The organism is Streptomyces sp. NPDC053493 (genome assembly GCF_044544825.1).
Taxonomy (GTDB): Bacteria; Actinomycetota; Actinomycetes; order Streptomycetales; family Streptomycetaceae; genus Streptomyces.
Genome location: NZ_JBITXS010000004.1, coordinates 200,684 through 220,514, shown reverse-complemented (window position 1 = coordinate 220,514; position 19,831 = coordinate 200,684). Strand labels below are relative to the sequence as shown.

General features: G+C 69.2%; 18 protein-coding genes and 1 tRNA gene. 9 read left to right on the top strand and 10 right to left on the bottom strand.

From position 1 onward, the window contains the following. Positions 1–93: 93 nt before the first annotated feature. The 10 genes from ACIGO8_RS14335 to dnaA form a co-directional block, all read right to left on the bottom strand. Complete coding sequence (locus tag ACIGO8_RS14335) at positions 94–228, bottom strand: DLW-39 family protein (RefSeq protein WP_003958712.1); 135 nt, start codon at positions 226–228, stop codon at positions 94–96. A 146-nt stretch (positions 229–374) separates the two neighbouring features. Beyond that, positions 375–448 (bottom strand) — tRNA-Ile (locus ACIGO8_RS14330). A 98-nt stretch (positions 449–546) separates the two neighbouring features. Beyond that, on the bottom strand, positions 547–1,125 hold the full coding sequence (locus tag ACIGO8_RS14325) for a DUF3566 domain-containing protein (RefSeq protein WP_399729076.1): 579 nt from the start codon (positions 1,123–1,125) through the stop codon (positions 547–549). A 96-nt stretch (positions 1,126–1,221) separates the two neighbouring features. Beyond that, positions 1,222–3,816 carry a DNA gyrase subunit A gene (gene gyrA / locus ACIGO8_RS14320; RefSeq protein ID WP_399729073.1) on the bottom strand — a complete coding sequence of 865 codons (2,595 nt, stop codon included), beginning with the start codon at positions 3,814–3,816 and terminating at the stop codon, positions 1,222–1,224. A gap of 41 nt (positions 3,817–3,857) precedes the next feature. Further along, positions 3,858–5,888 (bottom strand): DNA topoisomerase (ATP-hydrolyzing) subunit B, encoded by a 2,031-nt coding sequence (gyrB, locus tag ACIGO8_RS14315; RefSeq protein ID WP_399729071.1) that lies wholly within the window; start codon positions 5,886–5,888, stop codon positions 3,858–3,860. A 255-nt stretch (positions 5,889–6,143) separates the two neighbouring features. Continuing rightward, entirely contained in the window at positions 6,144–6,707 is a 564-nt protein-coding gene (locus tag ACIGO8_RS14310) for a DUF721 domain-containing protein (protein WP_399729068.1), read from the bottom strand. Continuing rightward, positions 6,704–7,834 carry a DNA replication/repair protein RecF gene (gene recF / locus ACIGO8_RS14305; RefSeq protein WP_399729065.1) on the bottom strand — a complete coding sequence of 377 codons (1,131 nt, stop codon included), beginning with the start codon at positions 7,832–7,834 and terminating at the stop codon, positions 6,704–6,706. Before recF ends, ACIGO8_RS14310 begins: the two co-directional genes overlap by 4 nt. A 56-nt stretch (positions 7,835–7,890) precedes the next feature. Next, complete coding sequence (gene gnd / locus ACIGO8_RS14300) at positions 7,891–8,769, bottom strand: phosphogluconate dehydrogenase (NAD(+)-dependent, decarboxylating) (RefSeq protein WP_399729062.1); 879 nt, start codon at positions 8,767–8,769, stop codon at positions 7,891–7,893. Positions 8,770–8,868: 99 nt separating this feature from the next. After that, positions 8,869–9,999 carry a DNA polymerase III subunit beta gene (gene dnaN, locus ACIGO8_RS14295; protein ID WP_399730046.1) on the bottom strand — a complete coding sequence of 377 codons (1,131 nt, stop codon included), beginning with the start codon at positions 9,997–9,999 and terminating at the stop codon, positions 8,869–8,871. An 818-nt stretch (positions 10,000–10,817) separates the two neighbouring features. After that, entirely contained in the window at positions 10,818–12,614 is a 1,797-nt protein-coding gene (dnaA, locus tag ACIGO8_RS14290; protein WP_399729059.1) for a chromosomal replication initiator protein DnaA, read from the bottom strand. 379 nt (positions 12,615–12,993) lie between these two features. Between dnaA and rpmH the strand changes: the two genes are divergently transcribed. The 9 genes from rpmH to ACIGO8_RS14245 all read left to right on the top strand — a co-directional run bounded on the left by rpmH (position 12,994) and on the right by ACIGO8_RS14245 (position 19,788). Continuing rightward, complete coding sequence (rpmH, locus tag ACIGO8_RS14285) at positions 12,994–13,131, top strand: 50S ribosomal protein L34 (protein WP_015659252.1); 138 nt, start codon at positions 12,994–12,996, stop codon at positions 13,129–13,131. A 21-nt stretch (positions 13,132–13,152) separates the two neighbouring features. Continuing rightward, positions 13,153–13,524, top strand: a complete 372-nt coding sequence (gene rnpA / locus ACIGO8_RS14280; protein ID WP_389654892.1) for a ribonuclease P protein component — start codon at positions 13,153–13,155, stop codon at positions 13,522–13,524. Continuing rightward, positions 13,521–13,847 (top strand): membrane protein insertion efficiency factor YidD, encoded by a 327-nt coding sequence (gene yidD / locus ACIGO8_RS14275; RefSeq protein ID WP_376627304.1) that lies wholly within the window; start codon positions 13,521–13,523, stop codon positions 13,845–13,847. The genes rnpA and yidD overlap by 4 nt, the downstream gene beginning before the upstream one ends. Before the next feature lie 3 nt (positions 13,848–13,850). Continuing rightward, positions 13,851–15,182 (top strand): membrane protein insertase YidC, encoded by a 1,332-nt coding sequence (gene yidC / locus ACIGO8_RS14270; RefSeq protein ID WP_399729054.1) that lies wholly within the window; start codon positions 13,851–13,853, stop codon positions 15,180–15,182. A 29-nt stretch (positions 15,183–15,211) separates the two neighbouring features. After that, the gene (locus ACIGO8_RS14265) at positions 15,212–15,724 is read left to right on the top strand and encodes a protein jag (protein ID WP_399729051.1); all 513 of its coding nucleotides are present in this window, start codon (positions 15,212–15,214) and stop codon (positions 15,722–15,724) included. 117 nt (positions 15,725–15,841) lie between these two features. Beyond that, the gene (gene rsmG, locus ACIGO8_RS14260; RefSeq protein ID WP_399729049.1) at positions 15,842–16,558 is read left to right on the top strand and encodes a 16S rRNA (guanine(527)-N(7))-methyltransferase RsmG; all 717 of its coding nucleotides are present in this window, start codon (positions 15,842–15,844) and stop codon (positions 16,556–16,558) included. Positions 16,559–16,830: 272 nt separating this feature from the next. Beyond that, positions 16,831–17,919: a ParA family protein gene (locus ACIGO8_RS14255; RefSeq protein WP_399729047.1), complete on the top strand. Its 1,089-nt coding sequence runs from the start codon at positions 16,831–16,833 to the stop codon at positions 17,917–17,919. Next, entirely contained in the window at positions 17,916–19,019 is a 1,104-nt protein-coding gene (locus tag ACIGO8_RS14250) for a ParB/RepB/Spo0J family partition protein (protein WP_399729044.1), read from the top strand. Before ACIGO8_RS14255 ends, ACIGO8_RS14250 begins: the two co-directional genes overlap by 4 nt. Positions 19,020–19,170: 151 nt before the next feature. Further along, positions 19,171–19,788: a GNAT family N-acetyltransferase gene (locus ACIGO8_RS14245; RefSeq protein WP_399729041.1), complete on the top strand. Its 618-nt coding sequence runs from the start codon at positions 19,171–19,173 to the stop codon at positions 19,786–19,788. Positions 19,789–19,831: the final 43 nt, after the last annotated feature.

The window sequence follows — 19,831 nt, the reverse complement described above, 5'->3', positions numbered from 1 at the left end:
TTGCGAGAGCAAGCCTTCTGTTCGCTGCGGCGAACAGAGCGAGGCCCCGGCCGCATGTCGCGGCCGGGGCCTCACCCTTGGACGATCTTCGTCTCACACACCCGAACCTGCGGGCACGGAGTCGGTCGCCTCCGTCCACAGATCCTGCTCGGCGCGATCCGCCTGGATCTGGCGGTACACGAGGAGCCCGCCGATGGCGGCCAGTGCGACCAGGAGAAGCTTCTTCACCGCGCGACCTCGTCTTTCGTTGACGTAGGAGACTTCTGACGCCCACTCTACACACCGGTCGATACCGATCAGTGACCTAGGCCGACAACGCGTCCGGACAAAGCAATCGGCCCGGACGGGTGAACCGTCCGGGCCGATCTTCGATGTGGGGCTAACAGGATTTGAACCTGTGGCCTCATCCTTATCAGGGATGCGCTCTAACCAACTGAGCTATAGCCCCGCCGCGCTTTGCGGTGTGTGTCCCGCGCGCTGACTCCTGAAGATTAGCGCACGTGGGGGCCAGTCCCAAAATCGGTTCCCGACCGGCCCCCGCGCAGGTCACTCGTCCTCGGCGAGCGTGAGCTCGACACCGCCCACGAAACCGGCCGACAGGTTGTAGATGAACGCGCCCAGCGTGGCCAGAGCGGTCATCAGGACGACGTCGATCACCGCGATGACCGAGGTGAACATCAGCACCCGCGGCAGCGACAGGAAGGACTGCAGGTCGAAGCCGTTCGACTCGTTGGAGCCGGTCGCCTCGCTGATCGTGCCGCCGACGGTCGAGAAGACGCCCATGGCGTCCATGACCATCCACAGCACCGCCGCGGCCACCACCGTGCAGATGCCGAGCGCGATGGAGAGCAGGAAGCTCACCTTCATCACCGACCACGGGTCGGCCTTCGCGACCCGCAGCCGCGCCTTGCGCGTACGCGGCGTGGTGCGCGCTCCCGTACGCGGCTTGCGCGCGGCGCTCTGGCCGCCGGCGGGCACGCCCTGGGCGGGAGTGCCCTGCGCCGGGGCGCCGTAGGCCTGCGGCGGGTGGTAGGGCCCGCTCTGCGGCTGTGCCCCTCCGCGGTCGCCGGGCAGCGGCCCGCTGTACGTCTCGTACGAGGGCCCCTGCCCCCGAGTGTCCGTCACCGTAACCCCCTGGGAGTCCGTGGCGGAGCCACGGGCACCGCTCGATCCTGCGGACCGGCCGTCGGCCGAACCGGCGCCCGTGGCTCCACTCACGCTCTACTCCTCGTGCTCCCCGGTCGCGGGCTCCGTGCCCTCGACCGCCTCGGCCGTCTCGACCGCCTCGGATGCGTCGATCGCGTCCTCGGCGTCCTCGTCCTCGCTGCCGGCCTCGGCGTTGCGCGCGATGCCGACGACGGCATCACGCTTGCCCAGGTTGATCAGCTGGACGCCCATGGTGTCACGGCCGGTCTCCCTGACTTCGTTGACTCGCGTACGAATCACACCGCCGGACAGCGTGATGGCGAGGATCTCGTCGGTCTCCTCGACCACCAGCGCGCCCACGAGCGAGCCGCGGTCCTCCACGATCTTGGCGGCCTTGATGCCGAGGCCGCCGCGACCCTGGACGCGGTACTCGTCGACCGGGGTGCGCTTGGCGTAGCCACCGTCGGTCGCGGTGAAGACGAACGTACCGGGCCGGACGACATTCATCGAGAGCAGCTCGTCGTCCTCGCGGAAACTCATCCCCTTGACGCCGGACGTGGCGCGTCCCATCGGGCGCAGCGCGTCGTCCGTCGCGGTGAAGCGGATCGACTGCGCCTTCCTGGAGACGAGCAGCAGGTCGTCCTCGGCCGACACCAGCTCGGCGCCGATCAGCTCGTCGTCGCTGCCGTCCTCCCGCTCCCGCAGGTTGATGGCGATGACGCCGCCGGAGCGCGGCGAGTCGTAGTCCTTCAGCGCGGTCTTCTTCACCAGACCGGCCTTGGTGGCGAGCACCAGGTACGGCGCGGCCTCGTAGTCGCGGATGGCGAGGATCTCGGCGATCTGCTCGTCCGGCTGGAAGGCGAGCAGGTTGGCCACGTGCTGGCCGCGGGCGTCCCGGCCGGCGTCCGGCAGCTCGTACGCCTTGGCCCGGTAGACCCGGCCCTTGTTGGTGAAGAAGAGCAGCCAGTTGTGGGTGGTGGTGACGAAGAAGTGGTCGACGATGTCGTCCTGCTTCAGCTTCGTGCCGCGCACGCCCTTGCCGCCGCGCTTCTGCGAGCGGTAGTCCTCGGTCTTCGTCCGCTTCACGTAGCCGCCGCGGGTGATCGTGACGACGATGTCCTCCTCGGCGATCAGGTCCTCGATGGACATGTCGCCGTCGAAGGGCACGAGCGCGCTGCGGCGGTCGTCGCCGTACTTGTCGACCAGCGCCGCGAGCTCCTCGCTGACGATCGCCCGCTGCTTCTCGGGCGAGGCCAGGATCGCGTTGTACTCGTTGATCTTCGCCTGGAGCTCGTCGTGCTCGGCGACGATCTTCTGGCGCTCCAGGGCGGCGAGCCGGCGCAGCTGCATCTCGAGGATGGCGTTGGCCTGGATCTCGTCGATCTGGAGGAGGCCCATCAGGCCCTCGCGGGCGACCTCGACCGTGTCGCTGCGCCGGATGAGGGCGATGACCTCGTCGATGGCGTCGAGCGCCTTGAGCAGGCCGCGCAGGATGTGGGCGCGCTCCTCGGCCTTGCGAAGCCGGAACTTCGTCCGGCGGACGATGACCTCGATCTGGTGCGTCACCCAGTGGCGGATGAAGGCGTCGATCGAGAGGGTGCGCGGCACGCCGTCGACGAGCGCCAGCATGTTGGCGCCGAAGTTCGTCTGCAGGTCGGTGTGCTTGTAGAGGTTGTTGAGGACGACCTTGGCGACGGCGTCCCGCTTGAGCACGATGACCAGGCGCTGGCCGGTGCGCGAGGAGGTCTCGTCGCGGACGTCGGCGATGCCGCCGATCTTGCCGTCCTTCACCAGGTCGGCGATCTTCTGCGCGAGGTTGTCCGGGTTGACCTGGTAGGGCAGCTCGGTGACCACCAGGCACTGGCGGTTCTGGATCTCCTCGACCTCGACGACCGCGCGCATGGTGATGGAGCCGCGGCCGGTGCGGTACGCCTCCTCGATGCCCTTGCGGCCGACGACGAGCGCGCCGGTGGGGAAGTCGGGGCCCTTGATGCGCTCGATGAGCGCGTCGAGGAGCTCCTCGTGGGTGGCCTCGGGGTGCTCCAGGTACCACTGGGCGCCGGAGGCGACCTCGCGCAGGTTGTGCGGCGGGATGTTGGTCGCCATGCCGACCGCGATGCCGGCGGAGCCGTTGATCAGCAGGTTCGGGAAGCGGGAGGGCAGGACGGTCGGCTCCTGGGAGCGGCCGTCGTAGTTGTCCGTGAAGTCGACGGTCTCCTCGTCGATGTCGCGGACCATCTCCATCGACAGCGGCGCCATCTTGCACTCGGTGTAGCGCATGGCGGCCGCCGGGTCGTTGCCCGGGGAGCCGAAGTTGCCGTTGGAGTCCACCAGCGGCATCCGCATGGCCCAGGGCTGGGCGAGGCGGACGAGGGCGTCGTAGATCGAGGTGTCGCCGTGCGGGTGGTAGTTGCCCATGACGTCGCCGACGACGCGGGCGCACTTGTAGAAGCCCTTCTCGGGCCGGTAGCCGCCGTCGTACATCGCGTACAGGACGCGGCGGTGCACCGGCTTGAGGCCGTCACGGACGTCGGGCAGCGCGCGGGACACGATGACGGACATCGCGTAGTCGAGGTACGAGCGCTGCATCTCCGTCTCGAGCCCGACGGGCTCGATCCGCAGCTGCGTGTCTTCTTCTTCGGTCGTGGCGGGAGTGTTTTCGTCGGCCATTGCTGGTCGTCAGTCCTTTCGTACGGTCAGCTGAGACCGACTCAGATGTCGAGGAAGCGAACGTCCTTGGCGTTGCGCTGGATGAACGAGCGCCGCGCCTCGACGTCCTCGCCCATCAGCACCGAGAACAGGTCGTCGGCCTGGGCGGCGTCGTCCAGGGTGACCTGGCCGAGCACGCGGTGCTCGACGTCCATGGTGGTGACGCGCAGCTCCTCGGCGTTCATCTCGCCGAGACCCTTGAAGCGCTGGATCGAGTCTTCCTTGATCCGCTTGCCGTTCTGCTTGCCCAGCTCGACGAGCGCGTCGCGCTCGCGGTCCGAGTAGGCGTACTCGAAGTCGTCCCGGCCCCACTTGATCTTGTAGAGCGGCGGGCGGGAGAGGTAGACGTGACCGGCCTCGACCAGCGGACGCATGAAGCGGAAGAGGAAGGTCAGCAGCAGGGTGTTGATGTGCTGGCCGTCGACGTCGGCGTCCGCCATCAGGATGATCTTGTGATAGCGGAGCTTCTCGATGTCGAAGTCCTCGTGGACACCGGTGCCGAAGGCGGAGATCAGCGCCTGGACCTCGGTGTTCTGCAGGATCTTGTCGATCCGGGCCTTCTCGACGTTCAGGATCTTGCCGCGGATCGGCAGGATGGCCTGGTACATCGGGTTGCGGCCGGACTTCGCGGAGCCGCCGGCGGAGTCACCCTCGACGATGAAGATCTCGCACTTGGTCGGGTCGTTCGACTGGCAGTCCGAGAGCTTGCCGGGCAGCGAGGCCGACTCCAGCAGGCCCTTGCGGCGGGTCAGGTCGCGGGCCTTGCGCGCGGCAACGCGCGCGGTGGCGGCGGTGATGCCCTTGCGGACGATGTCCGCGGCCTCGTTCGGGTTGCGGTCGAACCAGTCCGTGAGGTGCTCGAAGACGACCTTCTGTACGAAGGTCTTCGCCTCGGTGTTGCCCAGCTTGGTCTTCGTCTGGCCCTCGAACTGCGGCTCGCCGAGCTTGACGGAGATGATCGCGGTCAGACCCTCGCGGATGTCGTCGCCCGTGAGGTTGTCGTCCTTCTCGCGGAGCAGCTTCTTGTCGCGCGCGTACTTGTTGACGAGCGTCGTCAGCGCGGCGCGGAAGCCCTCCTCGTGCGTACCGCCCTCGTGGGTGTGGATCGTGTTGGCGAAGGAGTACACGCCCTCGCTGTACGACGAGTTCCACTGCATCGCGATCTCGACCGAGAGCATGCGCTCCTTGTCCTCGGCCTCGACGTCGATCACGGTGGGGTGGATCAGGTCGCCCTTGCGCGAGTTGAGGTACTTCACGAAGTCGACGATGCCGCCCTCGTAGTGGTACTTCACCGTGCGCGCGGTCGGCTCCGCGGCGGCCTCGGCGTCCGGGTCGTCGGCGCCCACGGTCGCCTTGGCGGACTCGCGCTCGTCGGTGAGCGTGATGGTGAGGCCCTTGTTGAGGAAGGCCATCTCCTGGAAGCGGCGCGAGAGCGTCTCGAAGGAGTACTCGACCGTCTCGAAGATGTCCGGGTCGGACCAGAACGTGACGGAGGTGCCGGTCTCGTCGGTCGCCTCGTGCTTGGCGAGGGGCGCGGTGGGAGCCCCCATCTTGTAGTCCTGCGTCCAGCGGTAACCGTCGGTCTTGACCTCGACGGCGACCTTCGTGGACAGGGCGTTCACGACCGAGACGCCGACGCCGTGCAGACCGCCGGAGACCGCGTAGCCGCCGCCGCCGAACTTGCCGCCCGCGTGCAGCACGGTCAGCACGACCTCGACGGCCGGCTTGCCCTCGGAGGGGACGATGCCCACCGGGATGCCGCGGCCGTTGTCGACGACGCGCACGCCGCCGTCGGCCAGGATCGTCACGTCGATGGTGTCCGCGTGGCCCGCCAGGGCCTCGTCGACGGAGTTGTCGACGACCTCCTGCACCATGTGGTGCAGACCGCGCTCACCGGTCGAGCCGATGTACATGCCGGGGCGCTTGCGCACCGCATCCAGACCCTCGAGTACCTGGATGTTGCTGGCGGTGTACTGGTTGTTCTCGTTGGGGTTGCCGGAATCGGCCACGAAGCGCCCTTTCTGGCACAGCACAGGCCGTTCTCCGGGCATACGGGAGCGGCTGCGTCGTTCGACATGTTCCGCAGGGTGGCGGGATTGTCTTCCAGTCTACCGGTACCACTGACACTCATGGGGGTTTGCCGGTACCTGAATGCTCATGTGCCGCCCTCGACGGGCGCGAGACGACTCCCCATATCCGGGAAGGGGCTCCAGAGGCCGTAGACGGCCACCTAGCGCTTCGGGTGGTGACGGCGCGTGGGCGCCTCGCCCTGAGCCGCCGCCGCGGGGCTACCCGTAGGTATCGCCGGGCCCGGTCGACCCGGGCGCGCGCAGCGGTCCGTAGCCCCGGCGCGGGCCCCCGGGGCCGAGGACCTTGATCATCCGGACCGTGCCGTGGCCCAGGTCCTCGTTGAGCCGGGCCACCAGCCGCGGCGCCAGGAGCCGCAGCTGCGTCGCCCACGCCGTCGAGTCGCACTGCACGGTCAGCACCCGCTCCTGCGGGTCCTCGTCGTACTTCAGCGGTACGCAGTGCTTGGCGAGGTCCTCGCCCACGATCTGGGGCCAGCGGCCCATGACACCGCCGACCGCGGCCGGCGTCTCCCAGCCCCGCTCGGTGATCAGCCGGTTGATCGCGGCACCGAGCGCCATCGGGTCGCGCCCGTCGGCGCGCGCGCCGGAGCGCAGGCCGCCGCCGCGCCGGGCCTGCTTCTTCTGCGCCGCCGCCGCGCCGCGCGCCTTCGCCTGCTCCTTCGCGGCGCGCAGCGCGACCCGGGCGAGATCCACACCGGACGGCTCGGGAGCCGCGGGCTTGTCCACAGGCTGTGGGGAAGTTTCGCCGCTCGCGCCCGTCATGCCTGCGCCACCCTCTCCACCGCGCCGTCGGCCACCGCGTACCGGGTGCCCGCCAGCACTCCCGGCACGTCGTCGTCCACCGCCGCCGTGACGAGCACCTGCTCGCCGGGGGCCACCAGCTCCGCGAGCCGCTCGCGCCGGCGCGCGTCCAGCTCGGCGAAGACGTCGTCGAGGACGAGGACCGGCTCGTTGCCCTCCGCGCGCAGCAGGTCGTACGAGGCGAGCCGCAGCGCGAGCGCGTACGACCAGGACTCGCCATGGCTCGCGTATCCCTTGGCCGGCAGGTCGCCGAGCTTGAGGAGCAGGTCGTCGCGGTGCGGCCCGACGAGGGTCACGCCCCGCTCGATCTCCTGCTTGCGTACGTCGGCGAGCGCGGCGATCAGCTGCCCGTACAGCTCCTCGCGGGTGTGGCCGGAGCCGGGCGCGGACGGCTTGTACTCCAGCTGGACCGGGCCGCCGCCCGGCGCCAGCTGCTCGTACGCCTTGTCGGCGAGCGGGCGGAGCACGGCGATGAGGTCGAGGCGCTGGGCGAGCAGCTCGGCGCCGGCCCGGGCCAGGTGCTGGTCCCAGACGTCGAGGGTGGACAGGTCCATGCCGCGGCCGCCGTGCCGCCGGGCCATGGCGGCGGACTTCAGAAGCGTGTTGCGCTGCTTCAGCACCCGCTCGTAGTCGGAGCGCACGCCCGCCATGCGCGGCGCGCGCGCCGTGATCAGTTCGTCGAGGAAGCGCCGGCGCTCGCCGGGGTCGCCCTTGATCAGGGCGAGGTCCTCGGGCGCGAACAGCACCGTCCGTACGATGCCGAGCACATCGCGCGGCCTGACCTGCGAGGACCTGTTGATGCGGGCGCGGTTGGCGCGGCCCGGGTTGAGTTCGAGCTCGACCAGCTGGGAGCGCTCGCCCTGGGTGACGGCGGCGCGGATGACGGCCCGCTCGGCGCCCATCCGCACCAGCGGGGCGTCGGAGGCGACGCGGTGGCTGCCGAGGGTGGCGAGATAGCCGACGGCCTCGACCAGATTGGTCTTGCCCTGGCCGTTCGCCCCGACGAAAGCGGTGACGCCCGGATCGAGAGGGACCTCGACCCGGGCGTACGAGCGGAAGTCGGCCAGCGACAGATGCGTGACATGCATGGTGGGCGCCGACCTTCCCCCGGCTGCTGTGCACCGCGGGGTGCACAGCCTGTGGATTACTTCTTCGTCTCGACCGCGTGGCCGCCGAACTGGTTGCGCAGCGCGGCGATCATCTTCATCTGCGGCGAGTCGTCCTGACGCGACGCGAACCGGGCGAACAGCGACGCGGTGATCGCCGGCAGCGGTACGGCGTTGTCGATGGCGGCCTCGACGGTCCACCGGCCCTCGCCGGAGTCCGACGCGTAGCCGCGCAGCTTGTCCAGGTGCTCGTCCTCGTCGAGGGCGTTGACCGCGAGGTCGAGCAGCCAGGAGCGGATGACGGTGCCTTCCTGCCAGGAGCGGAAGACCTCGCGGACGTCGGTGACGGAGTCGACCTTCTCCAGGAGCTCCCAGCCCTCGGCGTAGGCCTGCATCATCGCGTACTCGATGCCGTTGTGGACCATCTTCGCGAAGTGGCCGGCGCCGACCTTGCCCGCGTGGACCGAGCCGAACTCGCCCTCCGGCTTCAGCGCGTCGAAGATCGGCTGGACCCGGGCCACGTGCTCGGCGTCGCCGCCGTACATCAGCGCGTACCCGTTCTCCAGGCCCCAGACGCCGCCGGAGACACCGCAGTCGACGAAGCCGATGCCCTTGGCGGCCAGCTCCTCGGCGTGCTTCTCGTCGTCGGTCCAGCGGGAGTTGCCGCCGTCCACGACGACGTCGCCGGGCGAGAGCAGCTCCGCCAGCTCGTCGATGGTCGACTGGGTCGCCTGGCCGGCGGGGACCATGACCCACACGACGCGCGGACCCTTGAGCTTGCCCACAAGCTCTTCGAGGCTGTGGACATCGGCGAGGTCCGGGTTGCGGTCGTATCCGATGACGGTGTGGCCGGCGCGGCGAATGCGCTCGCGCATGTTGCCGCCCATCTTGCCGAGACCGACGAGACCGAGCTCCATCAGAGATTCCTTTAGCGTCGTGTGCGGTTCGTACCCGGGTCCGAGCCTACGCCCGGACCTCGGTGCACACCTGTGGGGTCAGCCGCTCAGTCGACGCCGTCAGCCGCTCAGACGCACCGGCATGATCAGGTACTTGTAGGCCTCGTCCGCCTCCGCGTCGACCGCCGGCCTGCCGCTGAGCAGCGCGGGCTTGGTGGAGGTCGTGAAGGAGAGCTGCGCCACCGGGGAGTCGATCGCGCTCAGGCCGTCCAGGAGGAAGGTCGGGTTGAAGGCGATCGAGATGTCGTCGCCCTCCAGCTGCGCGTCGACCCGCTCCACAGCCTGTGCGTCGTCGCTGGAGCCGGCCTCCAGGATGAGCACGCCCTGCTCGAAGCTGAGCCGGACCGGGGTGTTGCGCTCGGCCACCAGGGCCACGCGCTTGACGGCCTCGACGAACGGCGCGGTCTCGATCACCGCCACCGAGTTGAACTCGGTGGGGAACAGCGTCCGGTACTTCGGCAGGTCGCCCTCGAGCAGCCGGGTGGTGGTGCGGCGGCCGGCGCCCTCGAAACCGATCAGGCCCTCGCCCTTGCCGGAGCCGGACAGCGCCAGGGTGACCGTGTCGCCGCTGGTCAGGGACTTGGCCGTGTCCAGGAGCGTCTTGGCGGGCACCAGGGCGACCGCGGAGGCGTCCGGGGACTCCGGCTTCCACAGGAACTCGCGGACGGCGAAGCGGTAGCGGTCGGTGGAGGCCAGGGTGACCGTGTCGCCCTCGATCTCGATGCGCACACCGGTGAGGACGGGCAGCGTGTCGTCACGGCCGGCGGCGATGGCCACCTGGGCGGCGGCCGCGGCGAAGACCTCGCCGGGGACGGTGCCGGTCGCGGTGGGCATCTCCGGAAGCGCCGGGTACTCCTCCACAGGCAGGGTGTGGAGGGTGAAGCGGGAGGAGCCGCAGACCACCGTCGCCCGCACACCGTCCGTGGAGATCTCCACCGGGCGGTTGGGCAGGGCGCGGCAGATGTCGGCGAGCAGGCGGCCGGAGACCAGGACGGTGCCGTCCTCCTCGACCTCCGCCTCGACGGAGACGCGGGCCGAGACCTCGTAGTCGAAGCTCGAGAAGCTCAGCGCGCCGTCCTCGGCCTTCAGCAGAAGGCCCGCGAGCACGGGCGCCGGCGGACGGGCCGGAAGGCTGCGGGCCACCCACGCCACCGCCTCCGCGAGTACATCGCGCTCCACCCGGATCTTCACCGGAACCGCCTCCTGCATGTTGCTGGCTCTTCGTCGACTGAGGGAACCAGTCTGACGCACGCCACCGACACTCGGTGCGGCTCGGGGTCAAGTCGCGACAAGAGGTCGCCGAGGCTCCGGGCTCGAGTTGTGCACAGGCCCCACTTCGAAGCGGATTCCGGGCTAACTATGAGTGGGAGTAGTAGTAGGGCCTGTGGAAACCGTGGATAACGTCGTCTGCGCAGGTCAGTGCCTGTTTTTTGTCCACCGGTCCTGTGGGCGGAGCCGGTGGACAACCGGGGTGTTCTGTGGACACCCGAAAGTTCTGCACACCCGATTCACAGGGCATGGGGAGTTCTCCCCAGTGCTGTCCCCAGCTTTCCCCAGGTTCCCCACAGCCCAAACGTCTCCCTTGGTGTGACCGCTTTCACTCGGCCCGGTGAGCGGGTGCGTTTCGTTGCCGAACAGTGGACAGCGGTGTGGAGAAGCTGTGGGCAACCACCGCCGCCCTGTGGGTTGCCGGTGGACAACCGAGTCGGCCGCCTGTGGACGGATCTTTCGTCCACAGCCTGTGGAGATCGTTTGCCAACAATTCCACACCCCGGTGACCTGGGATGATGATCTGTCACCCGACCGGCCTGTGGACACAATCCGGATAACTCGGCAGTCCCCACCCTGTGGACGGAAGATCATCCCCCAATCTGTGGAGAACCCGCCACCGCAACGGCGTAATCGAACAGCGGCCGCTCGTACACGGGTGTGCACCGTCACCCGGGAACGCTGAAGGGCGCCCCGGGAGGTGTCCCGGAGCGCCCTTCGTGAGGCCGGCGGAGGCGTTCTCAGCCGTTCTTGATGCGGTTGGTCAGCTCGGTGACCTGGTTGTAGATCGAGCGCCGTTCGGCCATCAGCGCGCGGATCTTGCGGTCCGCGTGCATGACGGTGGTGTGGTCGCGGCCGCCGAACTGCGCGCCGATCTTCGGCAGCGACAGGTCCGTGAGCTCGCGGCACAGATACATGGCGATCTGCCGGGCGGTGACCAGGACGCGGCTGCGCGAGGAGCCGCAGAGGTCCTCCACCGTGAGCCCGAAGTAGTCGGCCGTCGCCGCCATGATGGCGCCGGCGGTGATCTCCGGCGCCGAGTCCTCGCCGCCCGGGATCAGGTCCTTGAGGACGATCTCGGTGAGCCCGAGGTCCACCGGCTGCCGGTTGAGGCTCGCGAACGCGGTCACCCGGATCAGCGCGCCCTCCAGCTCACGGATGTTCCGCGAGATGCGCGAGGCGATGAACTCCAGCACCTCCGGCGGGGCGTTGAGCTGCTCCTGCACGGCCTTCTTGCGCAGGATCGCGATCCGCGTCTCCAGCTCCGGCGGCTGCACGTCGGTGGTCAGGCCCCACTCGAAGCGGTTGCGGAGCCGGTCCTCCAGGGTCATCAGCTGCTTGGGCGGCCGGTCGGAGGACAGCACGATCTGCTTGTTGGCGTTGTGCAGCGTGTTGAAGGTGTGGAAGAACTCCTCCTGCGTCGACTCCTTGCTCGCGAGGAACTGGATGTCGTCGACCAGCAGGATGTCCACGTCCCGGTAGCGCTTGCGGAACGCGTCGCCCTTGCCGTCGCGGATCGAGTTGATGAACTCGTTGGTGAACTCCTCCGAGCTCACGTACCGCACCCGGGTGCCCGGGTAGAGGCTGCGCGCGTAGTGGCCGATCGCGTGGAGCAGATGGGTCTTGCCGAGGCCCGACTCCCCGTAGATGAACAGGGGGTTGTAGGCCTTCGCGGGTGCCTCGGCCACCGCGACCGCCGCGGCGTGCGCGAAGCGGTTCGAGGAGCCGATGACGAAGGTGTCGAAGAGGTACTTCGGGTTCAGGCGCGCGTGCTGCTCGCCGGGCGCGCCGGCTCCGCCGCCCTGCCCGGAGGAGGAGCCGCCCAGGCCGGTGCCGGGGACCGGTCCGCCGCCCGGACGGTGGCCGGGGCCGGCGCCGGGACCCTGCGGATCCGGCAGTTCGGCCCGCTCCGGGCGCTGCGGCTGCTGCTCGTAGGAGGGGCGCTCGTCGTAGCGCGGCGGCGGGGACTGCGGCCGGGCCGTCGCGTACGGGTCGCGCTCCTGGAAACCGGCGAGCCGCTGCTGCTGCCAGGACAGGTCGTCCTGGGCGCGCGGCCAGGAGCCCGGTTCGGGGCGCTGCTGCTGGTAATCGGGGTAGGCGGGGCGCGCGGTCGGCAGGCCGTCGTCCGGCATCGGCCGACCGTACTCGTCGTACTTCTCGTACTTCTCGTAGGAGCCGTACGCCTCGGGTGAGGGGCGCTCGTCGTAGCGCGGCTGCTGGGGCTGCGGCGCGGGCCGGGCCGGCGGCGCCGGCGGGGAGGGCTCGCCGACGGAGTCGTCGACGGTGATCGCGATCCGGATCGGCCGGCCGCAGGCGTGGGTGAGCGCCTCGCCGATCAGCGGGGCGAGCCGGCCCTCCAGGACCTGCTTGCCGTACTCGTTGGGGACGGCGAGGAGCGCGGTGTCGGCCACCAGTGCCAGCGGCTGGCAGCGCTCGATCCACTGCTTGTCCTTGGGTTCGACACCCTGGCCCTCGCCCAGGAGCTGATCGAGGACGCGCGGCCACACTGCGGCAAGATCGGCAGGTACGTCAGCCACGGGGCACGCTTCCTCGCAGGTCCCACGAATGTGTGGTTCTCGGGACGGTGGGTCGAAGTCCGTAAGGACAGGTAAGGACAGAACGGAAAAGATTGCGGAGTCCAGCCACGGTAGTCGCGGCGGCTGACCAGGTTCAAGTTGTTGTCCACAGCCTGTGCACAGAGGGCCCCGGCGTGCGGTCGGTTTGACCGGATGGCGTAGCCGCGCGTACCGTAACCAGGTCGAGTTGTCGATGGCTGCTGCCGCCTGCCTCCGATGGGCGAAGATCACCATATGTGATCGCGAAGCGGTGCACTCGGGCGTATGCGAGCTACTCGTGGGCGCACGGTGACAGCCAGGCGATGTCCCGCCACCAACGAATCATTTCTGGAGCCCCCGAGTGAGCAAGCGCACCTTCCAGCCGAACAACCGTCGTCGCGCCAAGACCCACGGCTTCCGCCTGCGCATGCGTACCCGTGCCGGCCGCGCCATCCTGGCGAACCGCCGTGCCAAGGGTCGCGCGAGCCTGTCCGCCTGATCTGTCTAAACAGGTCATGACGTGCTGCCTACCGAGAATCGGCTGAGGCGGCGCGAGGACTTCGCGACCGCGGTACGCAGAGGACGCCGGGCTGGCCGCCCGCTCCTCGTCGTCCATCTACGCAGCGGTGCAACGGACCCGCACGCGCCTGGGGAGAGCGCTCCCCCGACGCGTGCGGGTTTCGTCGTGAGCAAGGCCGTAGGCGGCGCGGTCGTCCGCAACCAGGTCAAGCGTCGCCTGCGCCATCTCGTGCGCGAGCGGCTCACCGAGCTGCCCCCCGGTAGCCTGGTGGTCGTACGGGCGTTGCCCGGAGCCGGCGACGCCGACCACGCTCAGCTGGCCCGAGACCTGGATGCCGCTCTCCAGCGGTTGCTGGGAGGGGGCACGCGATGAAGTACCCGCTGCTGGCTCTCATCAAGCTGTACCAGTGGACGATCAGCCCGCTTCTGGGTCCCGTCTGCCGGTACTACCCGTCGTGTTCCCACTACGGATTCACGGCCATCGACCGGCATGGCGCGATCAAGGGCACTGCCCTGACCGCCTGGCGCATCCTCCGGTGCAACCCGTGGTCGCCGGGCGGCGTGGACCATGTTCCCCCGCGCAAGCGACCGCGCTGGCACGAGATGCTGCGCAACGCCCTGCGCGGAGACAAGGGCGGGTTCTCCGCCGAGACGAGCCCGGCCGCAGAGACCTCGCCCAATGCTCAAGGAGCCTGATTAGTGGACACGATTGCCAGTCTGTTCAGCTTCATCACCACACCTGTCTCATGGGTGATCGTCCAGTTCCACAAGATGTACGGGGCGATCTTCGGCCCTGACACGGGCTGGGCCTGGGGCTTGTCCATCGTGTCCCTGGTGGTGCTGATCCGTATCTGCCTGATCCCGCTCTTCGTGAAGCAGATCAAGTCGACGCGGAACATGCAGGCGCTCCAGCCGAAGATGAAGGCGATCCAGGAGCGCTACAAGAGCGACAAGCAGCGTCAGTCCGAAGAGATGATGAAGCTGTACAAGGAGACGGGCACCAACCCGCTCTCCTCGTGCCTTCCCATCCTGGCGCAGTCCCCGTTCTTCTTCGCCCTGTACCACGTGCTCTCCGCGATCGCCTCGGGCAAGGAGATCGGCGTCATCGACGGCCCGCTCCTGGAGAGCGCCCGTCAGGCCCACATCTTCGGCGCCCCGCTGGCCGCCAAGTTCATGGACAGCCCGGAGAAGGTCGAGGCGCTCGGTGCCTCGATCACCGATGTGCGCATCGTCACCGCGGTGATGATCGTCCTGATGTCGGCCTCGCAGTTCTTCACCCAGCGCCAGCTGATGATGAAGAACGTCGACCTCTCGGTGAAGACCCCGTACATGCAGCAGCAGAAGATGCTCATGTACATCTTCCCGCTGATCTTCGCCGGCATGGGCATCAACTTCCCCGTCGGTGTCCTCGTCTACTGGCTGACCACCAACGTGTGGACCATGGGCCAGCAGATGTACGTGATCAACCAGAACCCGACCCCGGGCAGCAAGGCCCAGGACGCCTACCTGCAGCGTCTGCTCAAGAGCGTCACGCACCACGGTGAGGTCCGCGGCCGCCGCCGGAAGAACGTCATCAAGGCGATCGTGGCCAAGGGCAGCGACCGCAACGAGAACGAGCGCCGCTTCTTCGTGGGCCTGGCCAAGGCGGGCTTCGCGGCCCAGACCGACGGCACCGTCCTCAAGAGCGACACCGTCTCCGTCGAGGCCGAGGGCGGCGCCGCCACCCGGCGTCAGCAGCCCAAGCGGCAGACCAAGGCCCAGCGTCAGGCCGCCGCGGCCCAGCAGACGGCGGGGAAGGAGGCCGAGCAGTCGGCCGAGTCCTCCGACGACAAGGCCCAGGACAGCGCTGCTCCCTCGCTGGAGAAGAAGCCCCAGTCGCAGGCCAAGGGCACCAAGGCCGGTTCCCAGGAGGCGGCCGACAAGCCGGCGCGGCCCAGCCGGGCCAACTCCGGTGGCTCCCGCCAGGGCCAGGGCAAGGGCCAGCAGCGCAAGGGCCAGCAGCGGCCCAAGCACCCCTCCTCCAAGAAGTAAGCCTCCACGAAGCAAGAAGGAGTCCATCCGTGACGGAAGGCACCACCTCCGCCGCCGCCGAGGGTGGCGACACCCTGACCCGCCTGGAGCAGGAGGGTGAGATCGCGGCCGACTACCTCGAGGGCCTGCTCGACATCGCCGACCTGGACGGCGACATCGACATGGACGTCGAGGCGGACCGGGCCTCGGTCTCGATCATCAGCGATTCCGGCAGCCGTGACCTGCAGAAGCTGGTCGGCCGCGACGGAGAGGTGCTGGAGGCCCTTCAGGAGCTGACGCGGCTCGCCGTGCACCGGGAGACCGGTGACCGCAGCCGTCTGATGCTCGACATCGCGGGCTTCCGGGCCAAGAAGCGGACCGAGCTCGCCCAGCTGGGCGCCAAGGCCGCCGACGAGGTCAAGGCCTCCGGAGAGCCGGTCAAGCTGGACCCGATGACGCCGTTCGAGCGCAAGGTCGTGCACGACGCGGTCGCCGCCGCCGGTCTGCGCAGCGAGTCCGAGGGCGAGGAGCCGCAGCGCTTCGTCGTCGTGCTTCCTGCCTGAACCCTCTCGTAGTGTCGGCCCCGTCTGTTCGCAGGCGGGGCCGAACTTTGTCAGCCTGATAGTCAGCCACCACAGTGCGTCGCACGGAACGCGTGCGGTACGGAAGGACGGTTCCCCGTGACGGAGGCAGCGGAGCTTCCCCAGGCGCCGGAGCAGGCGCGGACAGTCTTCGGCGAGTACTTCCCGGAGGCGGTCCGGTATGCGGAGCTCCTGGCGGACGCCGGGGTCAAGCGCGGTCTGATCGGCCCGCGCGAGGTTCCCCGGCTGTGGGAGCGCCATCTCCTGAACTGCGCCGTGCTCTCCGAGGTCGTCCCCGAGGGCGTCACGGTCTGCGACGTCGGCTCCGGCGCCGGCCTGCCCGGCATTCCGCTGGCCCTGGTCCGGCGGGATCTGAAGATCACCCTGCTCGAGCCGCTGCTCCGCCGGACGAACTTCCTCCAGGAGGCCGTCGAGCTGCTCGGCCTCGACCATGTGACCGTGGTCCGCGGCCGCGCCGAGGAGATGCTCGGCAAGCTCCAGCCCGTGCATGTCGTGACCGCCCGTGCCGTGGCGCCGCTCGACCGCCTGGCCGGCTGGGGCGTTCCGCTGCTCCGTCCCTACGGCGAGATGCTCGCCCTGAAGGGCGACACGGCGGAGGAGGAGATCGACGGCGCCCGTTCCGCGCTGTCCAAGCTCGGTGTGGTGGAGGCCTCCGTGCTTCAGGTCGGCGACGGCGTCGTCGATCCGCTGACCACGGTGGTCCGGGTCGAGGTGGGTGAGAGCCCCGGCGGTGTGAGGTTCGCCGCGAAGCGCGCCAAGGCGGCCAGGACCAGTCGGCCCCGCCGTCGCCGCTGATTCGGCCTCGCCGATTCCTTCCACTGATCCGTACAAGCTGCGATACGTACAGATTTCGGAGTGTCGAGCGGTCCCGGCCCTGCGGCGCGTGCATCGTGTTTCACGTGAAACGTCGCTCACTGCTGCAGGGGATCATCAGCCGCGGCCGCGCGGCTGCCACGCCCAAGGACCGCACGCCGCCGCTGAAGCCCCCCGTGAGGGTGAGGGGGTTGTCCACAGAGGTGGATTCATCCACAGAACCACGGGCCTCGCTGGTTCACGACCCCGAAAGCATGGCAGGCTCTGTGCATCGCGAGCCTGAAGCCGAGGAGAGTGAATCCTTGCGGTCCGACGCCAACATCGCGGGACCGATGACCGATCCGGTCCCCGGTCCCCGAACCGAATCGGTAGGGGCGGATGTTTCACGTGAAACACCGCCTCCGATGGACGACACCCCCATCGGTCGTGCTGCCCAGCTGGCCGTAGAGGCCCTGGGCCGTGCCGGTGAGGGACTTCCCCGGCCTGCGCAGACCCGTGTGATGGTCGTCGCCAACCAGAAGGGCGGCGTGGGCAAGACGACCACGACGGTCAACCTTGCTGCCTCCCTGGCGCTGCACGGCGCCCGTGTCCTGGTCATCGACCTCGACCCGCAGGGCAACGCCTCCACGGCGCTCGGCATCGACCACCACGCCGAGGTCCCCTCGATCTACGACGTCCTGGTGGAGAGCAAGCCGCTCTCCGAGGTCGTCCAGCCCGTCCGGGACGTCGAGGGCCTCTTCTGTGCGCCCGCCACGATCGATCTCGCCGGTGCGGAGATCGAGCTGGTGTCGCTGGTGGCCCGGGAGAGTCGCCTGCAGCGAGCGATCCAGGCGTACGAGCAGCCGCTCGACTACATCCTGATCGACTGCCCGCCCTCGCTCGGTCTGCTGACGGTCAACGCCCTCGTGGCGGGAGCCGAGGTGCTGATCCCGATCCAGTGCGAGTACTACGCGCTGGAGGGCCTCGGTCAGCTGCTGCGGAACGTCGATCTGGTGCGGGGGCACCTCAACCCCACGCTGCATGTCTCGACGATCCTCCTCACCATGTACGACGGCCGGACGAGGCTCGCCTCGCAGGTCGCCGACGAGGTGCGCAGCCACTTCGGCGAGGAGGTCCTGCGGACCAGCATCCCGAGATCCGTACGCATCTCGGAGGCACCGAGTTACGGGCAGACCGTGCTCACCTACGACCCGGGCTCCAGTGGTGCCCTGTCGTATCTCGAAGCGGCGCGCGAGATCGCCCTGCGCGGTGTCGACGTCCGCTATGACGCCACCCAGGCCCACGGAGCACACCCGCACATGGGCCACCAGAACAGCCAGCGAATGTCGGAGGGGATGCAGTGAGTGAGCGACGAAGGGGGCTGGGGCGTGGGCTCGGTGCGCTGATCCCCGCTGCTCCCCAGGAGCGACCGGCGTCGGCCGTCGGAGTGGGCGCCGCCTCGGCCACGAGTTCTCCCGGCGCCCTTCCGGCGCTCGGCTCGGACCGGGGCGTGGCCGCGGCGAAGCTGGCGACCCTGCCGTCCAGCCCGCAGTCTCCCGACTCCGTGGTGCCCGCGGTCGAGCCCGAGCCGGTGGCCGAGCCGGAGTCGCCGGCCGGTGCGCACTTCGCCGAGCTGCCGCTGGACTCCATCACGCCGAACCCGCGTCAGCCGCGCGAGGTGTTCGACGAGGACGCCCTGGCCGAGCTGATCACCTCCATCAAGGAGGTCGGTCTGCTCCAGCCGGTCGTCGTCCGTCAGCTCGGTCCCGAGCGCTACGAGCTCATCATGGGCGAGCGCCGGTGGCGGGCCTGCCGTGAGGCCGGCCTGGAGCGGATCCCGGCCATCGTCCGGGCCACTGAGGACGAGAAGCTGCTCCTCGACGCCCTTCTGGAGAACCTGCACCGGGCGCAGTTGAACCCGCTGGAAGAGGCCGCTGCCTACGACCAGCTCCTCAAGGACTTCAACTGCACCCACGACCAGCTGGCGGACCGCATCGGGCGCTCGCGTCCGCAGGTCTCCAACACGCTGCGTCTGCTGCGTCTGTCGCCGCCCGTGCAGCGCCGTGTCGCCGCCGGTGTGCTCTCGGCCGGTCACGCCCGCGCGCTGCTGTCCGTGGAGGACCCGGAGGCTCAGGACAAGCTGGCCTACCGGATCGTCGCCGAGGGACTGTCGGTGCGGGCGGTGGAGGAGATCGTGACGCTGATGGGCTCGGAGCCCTCGTCTCCGGTCAAGCCCAAGGGACCGCGGGCGGGAGCCCGGGTGTCGCCGGCCCTGCGCGATCTGGCGACGCGGCTCTCCGACCGCTTCGAGACCCGGGTGAAGGTCGACCTGGGCCAGAAGAAGGGCAAGATCACGGTCGAGTTCGCCTCGATGGAGGACCTGGAGCGGATCCTGACGACGCTGGCCCCGGGCGAGGGACGCGTTCTGGAGCAGGGCGGCTCCGAGCAGGACTCCGAGGACTGATCTCTCTTCGCCTCGAGGGCGGAGCGCGTTGCGGCATTCACCGGAACGCGCTCCGCCCTTTGCCTCTCCGCGGTATCGCCCTGTTCGGCCCGTCGTTACGATCGGAAGGGCGAATGCGTACAGCGATGGCCGAGGGAAGCGAGGAACAGCCGTGGGGCGTCGGCTCGTACCGCTCACGCTGGACAACCTTCCGGATCTGCCCAAGCGATGCCGCTCCTGTGTCTTCTGGGAGCTCGATCCGGTGAGTGGAGAGGCCGCGGTCAAGGCCGGCCGTCCGGAGCTGGAGAAGGAGGCCTGGATCTCCGCCGTGCTCCTGGAATGGGGTTCCTGCGGCCGGGTGGTCTATGTCGACGACGTCCCCGTCGGCTTTGTGCTGTACGCGCCTCCGGCGTATGTGCCCCGCTCCACCGCCTTTCCCACGAGCCCGGTCGCCGCGGACGCCGCGCAGTTGATGACGGCCTGGATCATGCCGGGCTACCAGGGGCAGGGGCTGGGCCGGGTGATGGTGCAGACCGTGGCGAAGGATCTGCTGCGGCGGGGATTCAAGGCGATCGAGGCCTTCGGCGACGCCCGTTGGAAGGAGCCGGCCTGTGTGCTGCCGGCCGACCATCTGCTCGCCGTGGGCTTCAAGACCGTGCGGCCGCATCCGACCTTTCCTCGGCTGCGCCTGGAGCTGAGGACGACGCTCTCCTGGAAGGAGGACGTCGAGATGGCCCTCGACCGACTCCTGGGCGCCGTGCAGAAGGAGCCCGTGCTGCGGCCGCTCTGACGGACGAGGACACAGACGACGACGGCCCGCCCCTTCGGAAAGG